The organism is Cellulomonas fimi, from assembly GCF_012952065.1.
GTDB lineage: Bacteria > Actinomycetota > Actinomycetes > Actinomycetales > Cellulomonadaceae > Pengzhenrongella > Pengzhenrongella fimi_A.
The window spans coordinates 112,177-127,083 of the sequence record NZ_JABCJJ010000009.1; the positions used below are offsets into that span (position 1 = coordinate 112,177).

A 14,907-nucleotide genomic window follows, 5' to 3' on the forward strand; every position below is an offset into this window, starting at 1 on the left:
CACGATCCCGCCCACAACGATGAGGTGACGTCGCGTGGCTCTCCCCCCGCTCACCCCCGAACAACGCGCAGCAGCGCTCGAGAAGGCTGCGGCGGCCCGGCAGGCCCGGGCCGAGGTCAAGAATCGCCTCAAGTACTCCCAGGGCTCGCTCTCCGAGGTGATCCAGCAGGGTCAGCAGGACGACGTCATCGGCAAGCTCAAGGTGCTCGCCCTGCTCGAGTCGCTCCCCGGGGTGGGTAAGGTCAAGGCTCGCGCGATCATGTCGGAGATCGGGATCTCCGAGACCCGACGGGTGCGCGGCCTCGGACCTCATCAGGCGAAGGCACTGGTCGACCGCTTCGGGTGACCCGCCGCTCGCCCGCGGTCGGTGTGCTCGGCAGGTCGCCGGTCGCGTCGGTCGCGCCACGCCACAGGAGCACAGCGCCACCCATGACCACGACGCCAGCCCGGCTCACCGTTCTCGCCGGACCGACCGCCGTCGGCAAGGGAACGGTCTCTGCGGACATCCGGGAGCGGTACCCCGAGGTGTGGCTGTCGGTGTCCGCGACGACGCGGCCGCCGCGCCCCGGCGAGGTCGAGGGCGTCCACTACCACTTCGTCACCCCGGCCGAGTTCGACCGCATGGTCCGTGACGGCGAGCTGCTGGAGTGGGCGTACGTGCACAGCCGCAACCGGTACGGGACTCCGCGGGCCCCGGTGCAGGAGCGGCTCGCCGAGGGTGAGCCGGTGCTCCTCGAGATCGATCTGCAGGGCGCGCGCCAGGTCCGCGAGACCATGCCCGAGGCCCGGTTCGTGTTCCTCGCCCCGCCGTCGTGGGAGGAGCTCGAGCGCCGCCTGGTCGGACGCGGGACCGAGGGGCCGGAGGAGCGCGAGCGCCGGCTCGAGACCGCCAGGGTCGAGCTCACGGCCGAGCCGGAGTTCGACGTCGTCATCGTGAACGACGACGTGCACCGGGCCACCGACGAGCTCGTCCGGGAGATGGGTCTGGTCACCCGGTAGACTGGGTCGTCGGCGCACCCCCCACGTTCTTGTACCCCCAGCCCCCAGACCCACCAGGAGCACACGTGTCCGGAACTGTCGCAGAGCCCATCGGCATCACCGACCCGCCGATCGACAAGCTGCTCGAGAAGGCCGACTCCAAGTACGCGCTGGTCATCTACTCCGCCAAGCGCGCGCGCCAGATCAACGCCTACTACTCGCAGCTCAACGAGGGCCTCCTCGAGTACGTCGGTCCTCTGGTGGAGACCCGTCCGCAGGAGAAGCCGCTGTCGATCGCGATGCGCGAGATCAACGAGGGGCTGTTGACGATCGCCCCCACGGACGTCTGACCTGACGCCACCCGTGCGCATCGTCCTCGGCGTCGCCGGCGGGATCGCCGCCTACAAGGCCGTCCTCCTCCTGCGGCTGTTCCGCGAGGCGGGCCACGACGTGCGGGTCGTCCCCACGCGGGCCGCGCTCGAGTTCGTGGGGCGACCGACGTGGGAGGCCCTGTCGGGGCAGCCCGCGACGCCCGAGGTGTTCGACGACGTCACGGCGGTTCCGCACGTGATGCTGGGTCAGACGGCCGACCTGGTGGTCGTCGCGCCGGCGACCGCCGACCTGCTCGCTCGGGCAGCGGGCGGACGCGCGGACGACCTGCTCACGAGCACGCTCCTGACCGCGCGCTGCCCGGTCCTCATGGCGCCGGCGATGCACACCGAGATGTGGGAGCACCCCGCGACCCGTGCGAACGTCGAGATCCTGCGCTCGCGCGGGGTCCACGTGCTGGACCCGGCGTCCGGCCGCCTCACCGGCAGCGACACCGGACCGGGCCGCCTCCCGGAACCGGAAGAGATCGCGGCGGCGGCACTCGCGCTCGTCGAGCCGGCGCGCTCGGCCGCCGCCCTCGCGCACGACCTCGCCGGTCGCCACGTCGTGGTCTCCGCGGGCGGGACGCGTGAGCCGCTCGACCCCGTGCGCTTCCTGGGCAACCGCTCCTCCGGCCGGCAGGGATTCGCCCTGGCCGGGACCGCGCGCGCCCGCGGCGCCCGCGTCACCCTGGTCGCCGCGAACGTCGCGCTCGAGCCGCCGGCCGGCGTCGACGTCGTGCACGTGGAGTCGACGGCGCAGCTGCGGGAGGCCGTGCGCACGGCCGCGAAGGACGCCGACGCGGTCGTCATGGCGGCTGCGGTCGCGGACTTCCGGCCTCGGGCGACGGCCGCGCACAAGCTGAAGAAGCGCGACGACGGGGTCGTCGAGCCGATCGTCCTCGAGGCGAACCCGGACATCCTCGCCGAGCTGGCCGCCGACCGGCTCCGGCCCGGCCAGGTCGTCGTCGGGTTCGCGGCCGAGACCGGTGACGCGAGCGGCGACGTGCTCGCGCACGGCCGCGCCAAGGCGCGTCGCAAGGGCGCGGACCTCCTCGCCGTGAACGCCGTGGGGGAGGGGCTCGGCTTCGGGACCGCCGACAACGCGGTGACGGTCCTCGACGCGAGCGGCGCCGTCGTGGCGACGTCCGCCGGGTCCAAGGAGGCTGTCGCGGACGCGCTCTGGGACGCCGTCGTCCCGTTGCTCTGACGCGGTCGAGGTGTCGCAACCACCTCCGCCGTCCGGTGCGCTCCGTCCTGACGGCCGCACGGGGCGCCCGCCACTACGCTGTCCGCCATGACCGATGCCGACCTTCGCCTGTTCACGTCCGAGTCCGTGACCGAGGGGCACCCGGACAAGGTCTGCGACCAGATCTCCGACGCCATCCTCGACGCGATGCTCGAGCAGGACCCGGCAGCCCGGGTCGCGGTCGAGACGATGGTCACGACCGGCCTGGTGCACGTGGCGGGTGAGGTCACGACCAGCGCGTACGTCGAGATCCCGCAGGTCGTGCGGCAGGTCGTGCGGAGCATCGGCTACACCTCCTCCGCGATCGGCTTCGACGGTGACTCGTGCGGCATCTCCGTCTCGATCGGCCAGCAGTCTCCCGACATCGCGCAGGGCGTCGACAAGGCGTGGGAGATGCGCCAGGACGACCGCGACGTCGACCCCCTGGACGCCCAGGGCGCGGGTGACCAGGGCCTGATGTTCGGCTACGCGAGCGACGAGACGCCGTCGCTGCTGCCGCTGCCGATCTGGCTGTCGCACCGCCTCGCCGAGCAGCTGGCGCGCGTGCGCAAGGACGGCGTCGTGCCCGGTCTGCGGCCCGACGGCAAGACCCAGGTGACGATCGGCTACGACGGCGACCGGCCGGTCAGGGTCGACACGGTCGTCCTGTCCACCCAGCACGACCCGGACGTGCGGGAGGACCAGCTCCTGGCGCAGATCGCCGAGCACGTGGTGACGCCGGTGCTGGCACGGTCCGAGGTGGACAGCAGCGACTTCCGGCTCCTGGTGAACCCGACGGGCACGTTCGTGATCGGCGGTCCGCAGGGTGACGCCGGGCTGACCGGCCGCAAGATCATCGTCGACACCTACGGCGGGATGTCTCGCCACGGCGGCGGCGCGTTCTCGGGCAAGGACCCGTCGAAGGTCGACCGCTCGGCGTCGTACGCGATGCGGTGGGTCGCCAAGAACGTGGTCGCCGCGGGGCTCGCGCGCCGGTGCGAGGTGCAGGTCGCGTACGCGATCGGCAAGGCCCAGCCGGTCGGCCTGTACGTCGAGACCTTCGGCACCGAGACCGTCCCGGTCGACCGGCTCACGGCGGCGATCCGGGAGGTGTTCGACCTGCGCCCGGCCGCGATCATCCGCGACCTCAACCTGCTGCGGCCGATCTACCGCCGCACCGCCGCGTACGGGCACTTCGGGCGTGAGCTCCCGGAGTTCACGTGGGAGCGCACCGACCGCGTCGAGGCGCTGAAGTCCCTGCTGTCCTGACCCTGGCGTGGGCGGCTCGTGAGTGGATGGTCCCGTGACGGACCACGGTGAGCAGCTGACGCTCCACGGCTTGCCCGCCGCACGTCGGCGACCGCCGCGGTCGAGCGCCCCGATCGAGGTCGCGACGGCGCGGCCGGTGGCGCGGGTCTGCATCGACCTGCCGCCGGCGCACCTCGACCGCACCTTCGAGTACGTGGTGCCCGCGGCGCTCGACGACGCGGCCCGGCCCGGCACCCGCGTCAAGGTGCGGTTCGGCCGACAGGACGTGGACGGCTACCTCCTCGAGCGTGTGGACGAGGCGGAGCACGACGGCGAGCTGGCCCCGCTGCGACGCCTCGTCTCGCCCGAACGCGTGCTGACACCCGAGGTGCACCGGCTCGCGCGCGCGGTCGCCGACCGGTACGCGGGGACGCTCGGCGACGTCCTGCGGCTCGCGATCCCGCCGCGTCACGCGCGCGTCGAGGCCGAGCGGGCCGTCGGGGCCGGTGCGGAGTCGACGCACGCCGGTGCGTCCGGCGGCACCGCCGGGCCGGTCGACGGGACCGGACCGCGTGGGGGCGTGCCCGCGATGCCCGCACCGACGCCGTCGGGCAGCGCCTGGACCGCGATCCGTGGTGGCGCCGCGTTCCTCCAGCGACTGACCGCCGGGCAGGCGCCGCGCGCGGTGTGGAGCGCGCTCCCGGGGGGGCCGGGGCAGGCATGGCCCGACGCCGTCGCGCAGGCGGTCACGGCCACGGTCCTCAGCGGGCGCGGGGCGGTCGTCGTCGTGCCGGATGCGCGGGACCTCGACCGCCTCGCCGCCGCTCTCGAGGCCGCCGGGCTCCCCGCGTGGGGGCCGGGTCGCGAGGGCGGGTACGCACGGCTGGTGGCCGACGACGGGCCGGCGCAGCGCTACCGGTCCTTCCTCGCGGTCCTGCGCGGGCACGCCCGGGTGGTGATCGGGACGCGGGCCGCCGCGTGGGCGCCCGTCCACGACCTGGGTCTGGTGGTGTGCTGGGACGACGGCGACGACCTGCACGCCGAGCCGCGCGCGCCGTACCCGCACGTGCGCGACGTGCTCGTGATCCGCGCGGAGCAGACCGGGTGCGCGGCGCTCGTGGGCGGTCACGCGCGCTCGACCGAGGCGCAGGCGCTCGTCGCGTCCGGATGGGCCCGGCCGCTCCAGGCCGACCGTGCGACCGTCCGCGCGCGGGCACCGCGCGTGCGGGCGTTGACGTCGGTCGAGCTGGCCCGCGAGGGAGCCGCTGCCGCGGCCCGTCTTCCCGGCGCCGCGTGGCGGGCGGCCCGGGACGCCCTGGCGGACGGCCCGGTGCTCGTGCAGGTTCCGCGCGCGGGGTACCTGCCGGTGGTGGCGTGCGCGCGCTGCCGCACGGTCGCGCGGTGCGGCACGTGCCACGGCCCGCTCGCGCTCGGTGCCGCCGACGGCGTCCCGCACTGCACCTGGTGCGGCGCGCTCGCCGCGGTCTGGCGCTGCGACGAGTGCGGCGCGGGCGCGCTGCGCTCGGTGCGCGTCGGGTCCGACCGGACGGCGGAGGAGCTGGGACGCGCGTTCCCCGGCGTGCCGGTGCGTGTCTCGGGCGCGTCGTCGGCGACCGGGGTGGTGGCCCGGGTGCCCGGGCGGCCCGCGCTCGTGGTCGCGACGCCCGGGGCGGAGCCGGTCGCCGAGGGCGGCTACGCGGCGGCGCTGCTGCTCGACGCCGCGGTGTCGACCGCCCGCGTGTCGTTGCGTACCGGGGAGGAGGCGGTGCACCGCTGGCTCACCGCGGCCGCCCTGGTGCGCTCGGCCGACGCGGGTGGTGTGGTGCTGCTCGTCGGCGACGCCGCTCCCGCCCCCACGCAGGCGCTCGTGCGATGGGACCCGGTCGGGTTCGCCGAGCGCGAGCTCGCCGAGCGCGTCGAGCTCGGCCTCCCGCCCGCGGTGCGCGTCGCTGCTGTCTCGGGGACGCGGGACGCCGTCGCCGCCGTGCTCGCCCGGCTTGAGCTGCCGCCCGGCGCCGATGTGCTCGGCCCCGTCGTCGCGCCCGAGCCCGGGCCGCGCGCACCGGTCGCGCAGGCGTCGCTCGGGACGCTCGACCAGCCCGTGCGCGCGATCATCCGTGCCCCGTTGCGCGGTGGTGACGCGCTGGCGGCCACCCTGGCGGCGTCGGCGGCGGTCCGCAGCGCCCGTCGCGAGGGCGGGACGGTGCGGATCCAGCTGGACCCCGAGGAGATGCTCTGACGCGGTGCCGACCGCCGCCTGACCTCGCTCGCCGGCCCGCGGCGGGTGCCGGCCCGGCACCTAGACTCGGCCCCATGCGACTCCTCTTCGCCGGGACCCCCCAGGTGGCCGTGCCCGCCCTCGAGGCGCTGCTGGCGTCGCAGCACGAGGTGGTCGCGGTGCTCACCCGACCCGATGCGCGCGCCGGCCGCGGGCGGGCGCTCGTCTCCAGCCCGGTGAAGCGTTGCGCGCAGGAGGCAGGGATCGAGGTGCTCGCGCCGCGCAGCCCGCGTGACGAGGACTTCCAGACCCGCCTCGCGGAGCTCGCCGTCGACTGCGCCCCGGTCGTCGCGTACGGCGCGCTGCTGCCCCGGCCGGTGCTGGACGTCCCGAAGCACGGCTGGGTCAACCTGCACTTCTCGGTACTGCCGGCGTGGCGAGGTGCGGCGCCGGTGCAGCACGCGGTGATCGCCGGTGACGAGGTCACGGGTGCGAGTACGTTCCGGATCGAGGAGGGCCTCGACACCGGGCCGCTGTTCGGCACGCTGGCCGAGACGATCCGTCCGCGCGACACGGCCGGGGAGCTGCTGGACCGGCTGTCGGTCGCCGGGGCCGGCCTGCTCGTCGCGACGCTCGACGCGATCGAGGCGAGGACGGCGAGCCCGGTCGCCCAACCGCGGGACGGCGTCAGCCACGCCCCGCGGCTCGAGGTCGACGACGCGCGCGTGCGCTGGAACCGGCCCGCGCACACGGTGGACCGCCTGGTGCGCGGCTGCACGCCGGCTCCGGGCGCCTGGACCCGGACGCCGGACGGTGCTCGGCTCAAGCTGGGCCCGGTGCGTCCGCGGCCCGACGTGACCGACCTGGCGCCGGGCGTCGTCCGGGTCGAGCGCGACGCGGTGCTCGTGGGCACGGCCACGGACGCCGTCGCGCTCGGCGACGTGTCGCCTGCCGGTAAGCGGATGATGCCGGCCACGGACTGGGCGCGCGGGGCGAGGCTGGGTCCCGACGTCGTGCTCGGTGCGGACGCCGTGCTCGGCGCCGAGGGAGCGAGCGCGTGAGCGACGCACGCGGTGGTGCGCCCGGGGGTCGGGGTCGCCGAGACGACCGCGGCCGACAGGGGCCCCCTCGGACCGGTGGAGCGTCGGGCGGGGACACGGGCCGACGTCGTGACGAACGCGGCCGGGAGCGGGGCGCCGCGCGGGCCGAGGGCCGCGGGCATCGCAGCGCCGCGGCGCCCACCGACCGCCGTCGGGGGACCGACGCCGCCCGGGCCGCCGCCTTCGAGGTGCTCCGCGAGGTCGACGGCTCCGACTCGTACGCGAACCTCGTGCTGCCGCCGCTGCTGCGCGAGCGGGGCCTGTCCGGCCGCGATGCCGCGTTCGCGACCGAGCTGGCGTACGGCACGCTGCGCCTGCGCGGACGCTACGACGTGGTGATCGAGCTGTGCGCCGCACGGACGCTCGACCGGATCGAGCCACCCGTGCTGGACCTGCTGCGCATGGGAGTGCATCAGCTGCTCGGCATGCGGGTCCCGGCGCACGCCGCGGTCTCCGAGACCGTCGGGCTCGCGCGCGAGCGGACCGGCGTCGGGAGCGGGCAGTTCGTCAACGCGGTGCTGCGCGCCGTCGGGCGGGAGTCGCCCGAGACGTGGCTCGCTCGGGTCGCCGACCACGTCGATCCGGCCGGCACGGATGCGGTGGCTCGACTGGCCGCGGTCGAGAGCCACCCCGTGTGGGTCGCGCGCGCGCTGCGGGAGGCGCTCGCCGGCAACGGCAGGGACGTGGACGAGCTGGTCGAGCTGATGCGCGCCGACAACACCGCGCCGGAGGTGACGCTCGTCGCGCGGCCCGGGCTCGTCACGGCGGGGGACCTCGTCGAGCAGTCACGCGGGGCTGGACGCCGCGGGCGCTGGGTCGAGACGGCGGTGGTCCTCAGCGGTGGTGACCCCGGCGCGGTAGCGGCGGTCCGTGAGGGGCTGGCGGGGGTCCAGGACGAGGGCAGCCAGCTCGTCGCCCTGGCGTTCGCTCAGGCGCCGGTCGCCGGGCGCGACGAGCGGTGGCTGGACCTGTGCGCCGGGCCGGGTGGGAAGTCGGCGTTGCTCGCGGCCCTGGCGTCCGGGCGCGGCGCGCGGCTCGTCGCCAACGAGGTCGCTCCCCACCGCGCGCGCCTCGTCGAGCGTGCGCTCGTCGCCGTCCCGGCCGACGCCGTGGAGGAGGTCCGCACGGGCGACGGCCGCGTCGTCGGGCAGGACGAACCCGCGGCGTACGACCGGGTGCTCGTCGATGCGCCCTGCACGGGGCTCGGCGCGCTGCGGCGACGGCCCGAGGCGCGGTGGCGGCGGGTGCCGTCGGACCTCGCGCAGCTGGGCGCGCTGCAGCGCGCGCTGCTCTCGTCGGCGCTCGACGCCGTCCGGCCGGGTGGCGTCGTCGCGTACGTGACCTGCTCGCCGCATCTCGCCGAGACCCAGCTGGTGGTCAAGGACGTGCTGCGCAAGCGGAGCGACGTCGAGGTGCTCGACGCCCGCGAGCCGGTGCGGGACGTGGCGGGCGACGACATCCCGCTGGGGGACCGGCTCGACGTCCAGCTCTGGCCGCACGCGCACGGCACCGATGCCATGTTCCTGACGCTGCTCCGCCGCTCGGGCTGACGCGGGCGGACTCAGGCACGCAAGGGGCGCGCCGCTACGGTGGGGCCATGGGCGCACTGATCAACCCGAGCATCCTGTCCGCCGACTTCGCGAACCTTGAGCGCGACCTCGGGGCGATCGCCGGCGCGGACTACGCGCACGTCGACGTCATGGACAACCACTTCGTGCCGAACCTGACGATCGGGCTGCCGGTGGTCGAGCGGCTGGTGAAGGCGTCCCGGATCCCGCTCGACGTGCACCTGATGATCGAGGACCCGGACCGGTGGGCCCCGGGGTACGCCGAGGCGGGGGCGGCATCGGTCACCTTTCACGCCGAGGCCGCCCGGGCACCCGTGCGGCTCGCGCGCGAGCTGCGCCTGCTCGGCGCGCGGGCGGGCGTGGCGCTGCGGCCCGCGACGCCCGTGGAGCCGTTCCTCGACCTGCTGTCCGAGGTCGACATGGTGCTCGTGATGACCGTCGAGCCGGGATTCGGGGGGCAGTCGTTCATCGAGGGGACGCTGCCGAAGATCCGGCGGGCGCGCGAGGCCATCGGTGCGGCTGACCTGGACGTCTGGCTCCAGGTCGACGGCGGCGTCTCGCGGACGACGATCGAGCGCGCGGCCGACGCGGGCGCCAACGTCTTCGTGGCGGGCTCCGCCGTGTACGGGGCCGACGACGTCGCGGCGGAGATCGGCGTGCTCCGTGCGATGGCCGACGCCGCAGCCCGCGCGGGCGGTCACGCGCACTGACGAGGCGCTCCGGTAGCCGATCGTGTCAGGCGTGGCGCGTGCTGGCGTGCGCGGTAGGCCTGACAAGTCGTGCGCGGTGGTGGTCGACCGGGCTCCTGGCCGACGGGTGCCGGCGCTCACGGTGTCCGGGGGTGCGCGCGGGTCCTGTCTCGCGGTTGAGGGGCCGTTCTCGTGCGTCCGGTGACACTTTCCTCCCTCAACCGGGCATCGACGGGGGCGTCCGCCGGCTGAGTCGGGGTTCGTCCCGCTCGTCGGCCTGCGGGTGGGGGTCAGTTCGGTACGGGGTCGGCGACGAGGCGTGCGCGAGCGGTGTGCACGGTCAGCGGGGGGCTGGTGGTGGTCGTGGTGGCGGTGCCGGTGACCGGGGTCCAGCCGCCGGTGCCGGTGACCTGGGTGCCGGTGACCTGGTAGTCGGCGGTCCAGGTGGTGGTCAGGGTGATCTGCCGGGTGCCTGCGGTCCGGTAGGTGTGCCCGATGGTGGCGTCCGGGTAGGGCCGGCCGGGGTCGGTGCCGACCAGCGGGTCGGTGCCGTCGCCGAAGTCCCAGGCGAACCGGGCCGGGGTGGCGCGGATCAGCACCGGGGTGCCCAGCACGGTCGCGGTCAGGGTCTGGGTCGCGTCGTCGGTGTAGGCCAGGGTGTCGATGTTCACCAGCGTCCACCCGTTCGGCGGCTGCACGGACAGGGTCGAGGGCGTCAGCGGCAGCCGCTGGAACTCCGCCGCCACGGCCGGGCCGAGGTCCACCGGGGTCGTGCACCCGCCGACGTCGACCAGGTTCCACGGGGTGAACCCGGTCGCGCTGGCCGGGTCCACGGTGCGGCGCAGCACCGGATCGGTGCGAGTCCCTCCGTCCGGGCACGGCGCCTCCACCCCACCGGCGTCCCGGAAGTCCGCGCACAACTGCGCCATCGCGCCATCGATCGCGGCGCTATTGAGACGAGCGCACGCTCGTAACGGCACGCGACGGTATTCGTTTTCGCTCAGGGCTGCCGATCGAACTGGGGCTTCCTGTGCACTCGTTCGGCCCTCGACCGTGACGGCGTCGCGGTCGGTGTTCAACCAAAGATCGTTCTCGATGGGCCCGCCTGTCTGCCACGGTGCAGAAATCTGGATCATTGGCAGGAGCCCCACGACGACCGCCATGGCGCGAGGAGTGATCATCGCGCTTCGCTGACAACTGAGAGAACGCCCCAACCCTGCGGTCGCGTGGTCACCTCCACGAGGACGTCGCCGCGACGCCCTGGGTTTTCAGCCTCCGTCTGCCCAGTGCCCGATACCGTACGAGCGTCGGATTGCGTGACGACGGTTCTGACCGGGTAGGCAGAAAAGAGTTCATCGAACGCGCCGACAGTTGTTTCGTCGACCTTGATCTCCCCACCGTGGTACCGGCTACCCATCGCTGCAAGCTCTTCTGCCGACGCCCGGGTCTTCGCGCAGAACCCGCACAACTCGGTCGACATCGCGTCCCACTCGGCGAAGTCGCCGGTCTGCATCACGTACGCGTACAGGCTCAGGAAGTACTCGGCGGCGGCCGCCGCGCCGACCTCGTCGGTGCGATCCATCTCGGCCGGGCGCTCGGGCTTCGCGACGGTCGGCTCGCTCGGCGTCGGGCTCGGGCTGGGCTCGGGCGACGACCCCCTCGTGCTCGTGGGCGTCGGCGGCGGGCTCGCGTCCGACGCGGCCGTGCACCCGGCGAACATCATCGCGCCCACCACGAGCCCAGCCACGACCTTCCAGCCCCGCACCCGCATCACGCCGCCCCCTGCTCCGCCTGTGCCCGGCCAACCGTGGCTGTCTGTCAGGGGGAACGTACAGGCAATCGGCCACGCATTTCCGACAAACCAGCCGGGCTGTGGACGGTCCCGGCCGAGCTGCCAGGAATGGCCCGAGCGCACCGGACAGACGACTGTCGGCACGCGATGCCCCCTGTGGCATGATCGTGGGCAGAACACACACGTGCTCCGGGGTCGGTGCAATTCCGAGCCGGCGGTGACAGTCCGCGACCCGCACGACGCCCCTCACGGGGCCGACGCGGTTGACCTGGTGGAACTCCAGGACCGACGGTGAAAGTCCGGATGGGAGGAAGTACGTGGCGGTGTGCCCGGCCCCGGCCGGTCGTGCCGTGGTGTCGCGGGCTCCGCGGAGTCCCCCGTCGCCGAACCCCCCGGAGCCGATGACGGCACGGGAGAGGGGCGGCATGGCCGGGTCAGGAACCCAGCACCAGAGCGCGGGCACGCGTGGCGCTCCGCGTCTCCTCGACGAGCGCTCCGCCATGGACCGCGCCCTCGAGCTGGCGCTGCGTGGCCCTGCCTACGGTCCCAACCCGCGGGTGGGCTGCGTCCTGCTCGCCGCGCCCGCCGCGACCGCCACGGCGGGCGACGCCAGGTTCGTCCTGGCGGAGGGCTGGCACGAGGGAGCCGGCACGCCCCACGCGGAGGTAGCAGCGCTCGCCGCTGCACGCGCCGCGGGCCACGACGTCCACGGCGCCACCGCGGTCGTCACCCTGGAGCCGTGCGCCCACACCGGTCGCACCGGTCCGTGCGCGGAAGCGCTCGTCGAGGCGGGGGTCGGGCGGGTCGTGATCGCCGTCGCCGACCCGAACCCGGCGGCAGCCGGCGGTGCCGACCGCCTGCGCACGGCGGGGATCGACGTCGCCGTCGGTCTGCGCGGGGAGCAGGGGACCGCCCTGCTCCGGACCTGGCTCTCCGCGGTCGACCGCGCCCGCCCGTTCGTCACCCTCAAGCTCGCGACGAGCCTCGACGGTCGGGTCGCGGCCGCCGACGGGTCCAGCCGGTGGGTCACCTCCGACGTTGCCCGCCACCACGCGCACCAGTTCCGCTCGCAGGTCGACGCCATCGCGGTCGGCACCGGCACCGTGCTCGTCGACGACCCTTCGCTCACCTCGCGCACCGCCTCGGGCGAGCTCACCAGGCACCAGCCGCTGCGCGTCGTCGTCGGCGTCCGGGACGTCCCGGCCGGCGCCCGCCTGCACGGCCCGGGTGGCGAGCTCGTGCACCTGCGCACGCACGACGTCACGGAGGTCCTCGCCGCGCTGCACGCGCGGGAGGTCCGGCACCTGCTGGTCGAGGGCGGGCCCACGCTCGCGGCGGCGTTCCTGCGTGCGGGCGCGGTCGACGAGGTGCACGCCTACGTCGCGCCCGTGCTCCTCGGCGCGGGGCGCTCCGCCGTGGCGGACTTCGGCGCGGCGTCGATCTCCGACGCCGTCCGCCTGGTGCCGCGCGAACCGGTTCCCCTGGGGCCGGACGTCCTGATCGTGGCGACTCCCGCCGTCACCACCCCCTCCCTCACCACACCCTCCGAGGAGGACCGCTGATGTTCACCGGCATCGTCGAGGAGCTGGGCGCCGTCGTCGCGCTCGACCTCAGGCGGGGGGCAGGCGCCGCCGAGGACGCGGACGCACGCCTCACCATCCGCGGCCCGTTGGTCACCTCCGACGCCGCACCCGGGGACTCGATCGCGGTCTCGGGTGTCTGCCTCACGGTCGCCGAGCTCGACGGCCACACGTTCACGGCGGACGTCATGCCCGAGTCCTTGCGGCGGACCTCCCTCGGATCGCTCGACGCCGGCAGCCCGGTCAACCTCGAGCGTGCCGTGCGGGCGGACGGCCGGCTGGGAGGGCACGTCGTCCAGGGGCACGTCGACGGCGTCGGACGCCTGCTGAGCCGGACGCCGGGACCGCGCTGGGACGATCTCGTCGTCGAGCTGCCGGCCGAGCTCGCCGGCTACGTCGCCGAGAAGGGGTCGATCGCCGTCAGCGGCGTGTCCCTGACGGTCACGGAGGTCGGTCCGGACCGCTTCGGCGTCAGCCTCATCCCCACGACGCTCGAGGCGACGACGCTGGGCGCCCTGGCGGTGGGCGACCCGGTCAACCTCGAGGTCGACGTGATCGCGAAGTACGTCGAGCGGTTGCTCACCGTCGGTCGGGCGGGGGAGCGATGACCGCCGACGGCACGGCCACCACGAGCGGCAGCGCCGGGTCGGGCACTGCGATCCGCCTGGGCACGGTCGCCGACGCGCTCGAGGCGCTGCGTGCGGGACGTCCCGTGCTGGTCGCCGACTCGCCTGACCGCGAGAACGAGGCCGACGTCGTGCTCGCGGCCTCGTCCGCGACCTCCGAGTGGGTCGCGTGGACCATCCGGCACTCGTCCGGCTACCTGTGCGCACCCATGACGTCGGAGCGCGCCGACGCGCTCGAGCTGCCGCTCATGGTGCCGCACAGCCAGGACCCCCGGCGCACGGCGTACACGGTGACGGTCGACGCGGCCCGTGGTGTCACGACGGGCATCTCGGCGGCGGACCGCGCCCGCACGCTCCAGGTCCTCGCCGACCCCGGAGCCGGACCGGTCGACCTCATCCGGCCGGGTCACGTGCTGCCGCTGCGCGCCGTGCCGGGCGGCGTCCTGCACCGTTCGGGCCACACGGAGGCCGCCGTCGACCTGTGCCGGCTCGCCGGCCTGCCGCCGGTCGGCGCCATCGCCGAGCTGGTGAACGACGACGGCACGATGATGCGGCTCGACCAGGCGGCCGAGCTCGCCCGCCGGGACGACCTGGTGCTCCTCACGATCGCCGACCTCATCGCGTGGCGCCGTCGGCACGACGACGTGGCCGACGGCGTCGTGCCCGACGACGAGGCCGCCGCTCGCAGCGCGGCTGTCGAGCGGGTGCACACAGGCGCGGCCGCGGCGCTGCCCACGCGGCACGGGTCGTTCCGCGTGCACGCCTACCGCGACCTGCGGTCGGGCGCAGACCACGTCGCGCTCGTCTCGGTCCACCACCTGGGGGGCGAGCCGCTCGTCCGCGTGCACTCCGAGTGCCTGACCGGGGACGCGTTCGGCTCCCTGCGGTGCGACTGCGGGCCGCAGCTCGACGCGGCCCTCGAGCGGACCGCCGAGGAGGGAGGTGTCGTCGTCTACCTGCGGGGGCACGAGGGGCGAGGGATCGGGCTGCTGTCGAAGATCGAGGCGTACGGCCTGCAGGACGCCGGGCGCGACACGGTGCAGGCGAACATCGACCTCGGCTGGCCCGCGGACCGGCGCGAGTACGGCGCCGCGGCGGCGATCCTCGCGGACCTCGGCATCGGGCGGCTCCGCCTGCTGACGAACAACCCGGCCAAGGTGGTCGGGCTCCGCGCGCACGGCCTCGAGGTGACCGACATGGTCGGCCTGGAGGTCGGGCACACACCGGAGAACTCGGCGTACCTCCGCACCAAGGCGGTCGAGATGGGCCATCTGCTCACCCACCCGATCCCTGTGCCGCTCGACGCACCCGAGCACACCCGTCGTGGGCCAGCCAGCCCCATCATCTCCGAGGAGGCCACCGCATGAGAAGCCCTGTGTCAAGCCGCCGCCGTTTCGGTGGTGTGGTGTTGGTTGGTGAGGAGTCGTTGCAGGGCGTTGTGTCGGTCGGGGTCGTAGGCGGTGCCGTCTTGCCAGCAGTGCCAGATGACGTAGAGCCAGGCGCGGGCGAGGA

Annotated in this window: 14 protein-coding genes and 1 riboswitch; of the genes, 12 read left to right on the plus strand and 2 right to left on the minus strand. The window is 74.8% G+C overall.

Going from position 1 to position 14,907, the window contains the following annotated elements; translation table 11 throughout:
• Window positions 1–34: 34 nt before the first annotated feature.
• The 9 genes from mihF to rpe all read left to right on the plus strand — a co-directional run bounded on the left by mihF (window position 35) and on the right by rpe (window position 9,418).
• Complete coding sequence (gene mihF, locus HIR71_RS08125; RefSeq protein WP_169324550.1) at window positions 35–346, plus strand: integration host factor, actinobacterial type; 312 nt, start codon at window positions 35–37, stop codon at window positions 344–346.
• Window positions 347–429: 83 nt separating this feature from the next.
• Window positions 430–999 carry a guanylate kinase gene (gene gmk, locus HIR71_RS08130; protein ID WP_169324551.1) on the plus strand — a complete coding sequence of 190 codons (570 nt, stop codon included), beginning with the start codon at window positions 430–432 and terminating at the stop codon, window positions 997–999.
• A 65-nt stretch (window positions 1,000–1,064) separates the two neighbouring features.
• Entirely contained in the window at window positions 1,065–1,328 is a 264-nt protein-coding gene (gene rpoZ / locus HIR71_RS08135; protein WP_169324552.1) for a DNA-directed RNA polymerase subunit omega, read from the plus strand.
• 13 nt (window positions 1,329–1,341) lie between these two features.
• A complete protein-coding gene (gene coaBC / locus HIR71_RS08140) occupies window positions 1,342–2,556 on the plus strand; it encodes a bifunctional phosphopantothenoylcysteine decarboxylase/phosphopantothenate--cysteine ligase CoaBC (RefSeq protein ID WP_169324553.1) in 1,215 nt (404 codons plus the stop codon).
• 87 nt (window positions 2,557–2,643) lie between these two features.
• Window positions 2,644–3,843, plus strand: a complete 1,200-nt coding sequence (gene metK / locus HIR71_RS08145; protein ID WP_169324554.1) for a methionine adenosyltransferase — start codon at window positions 2,644–2,646, stop codon at window positions 3,841–3,843.
• Between the two features lie 34 nt (window positions 3,844–3,877).
• Window positions 3,878–6,061: a primosomal protein N' gene (locus HIR71_RS08150; protein ID WP_169324555.1), complete on the plus strand. Its 2,184-nt coding sequence runs from the start codon at window positions 3,878–3,880 to the stop codon at window positions 6,059–6,061.
• A gap of 74 nt (window positions 6,062–6,135) precedes the next feature.
• Window positions 6,136–7,101, plus strand: coding sequence for a methionyl-tRNA formyltransferase (gene fmt, locus HIR71_RS08155; RefSeq protein ID WP_169324556.1), 966 nt, complete (start codon window positions 6,136–6,138; stop codon window positions 7,099–7,101).
• Window positions 7,098–8,690, plus strand: a complete 1,593-nt coding sequence (locus tag HIR71_RS08160) for an RsmB/NOP family class I SAM-dependent RNA methyltransferase (protein WP_169324557.1) — start codon at window positions 7,098–7,100, stop codon at window positions 8,688–8,690. Before fmt ends, HIR71_RS08160 begins: the two co-directional genes overlap by 4 nt.
• Before the next feature lie 47 nt (window positions 8,691–8,737).
• The gene (gene rpe, locus HIR71_RS08165) at window positions 8,738–9,418 is read left to right on the plus strand and encodes a ribulose-phosphate 3-epimerase (protein ID WP_169324558.1); all 681 of its coding nucleotides are present in this window, start codon (window positions 8,738–8,740) and stop codon (window positions 9,416–9,418) included.
• A gap of 269 nt (window positions 9,419–9,687) precedes the next feature.
• Here the strand turns inward: rpe and HIR71_RS08170 are convergent, their stop codons facing one another.
• Entirely contained in the window at window positions 9,688–10,326 is a 639-nt protein-coding gene (locus HIR71_RS08170) for a hypothetical protein (RefSeq protein WP_169324559.1), read from the minus strand.
• Window positions 10,327–10,574: 248 nt separating this feature from the next.
• Entirely contained in the window at window positions 10,575–11,168 is a 594-nt protein-coding gene (locus tag HIR71_RS08175) for a DUF6318 family protein (RefSeq protein ID WP_249051694.1), read from the minus strand.
• Window positions 11,169–11,369: 201 nt separating this feature from the next.
• A riboswitch (FMN riboswitch) is annotated at window positions 11,370–11,510 on the plus strand.
• 104 nt (window positions 11,511–11,614) lie between these two features.
• On the opposite strand from HIR71_RS08175, the gene ribD reads away from it, so the two are divergent.
• Genes ribD through ribA form a run of 3 tightly spaced genes read left to right on the plus strand, consistent with a single transcriptional unit; the run spans window position 11,615 to window position 14,762 of the window.
• Entirely contained in the window at window positions 11,615–12,751 is a 1,137-nt protein-coding gene (ribD, locus tag HIR71_RS08180; protein WP_396031226.1) for a bifunctional diaminohydroxyphosphoribosylaminopyrimidine deaminase/5-amino-6-(5-phosphoribosylamino)uracil reductase RibD, read from the plus strand.
• A complete protein-coding gene (locus HIR71_RS08185) occupies window positions 12,751–13,377 on the plus strand; it encodes a riboflavin synthase (RefSeq protein WP_169324561.1) in 627 nt (208 codons plus the stop codon). The genes ribD and HIR71_RS08185 overlap by 1 nt, the downstream gene beginning before the upstream one ends.
• Window positions 13,374–14,762, plus strand: a complete 1,389-nt coding sequence (gene ribA, locus HIR71_RS08190) for a GTP cyclohydrolase II (RefSeq protein ID WP_169324562.1) — start codon at window positions 13,374–13,376, stop codon at window positions 14,760–14,762. The genes HIR71_RS08185 and ribA overlap by 4 nt, the downstream gene beginning before the upstream one ends.
• The last annotated feature ends 145 nt before the right edge of the window (window positions 14,763–14,907 follow it).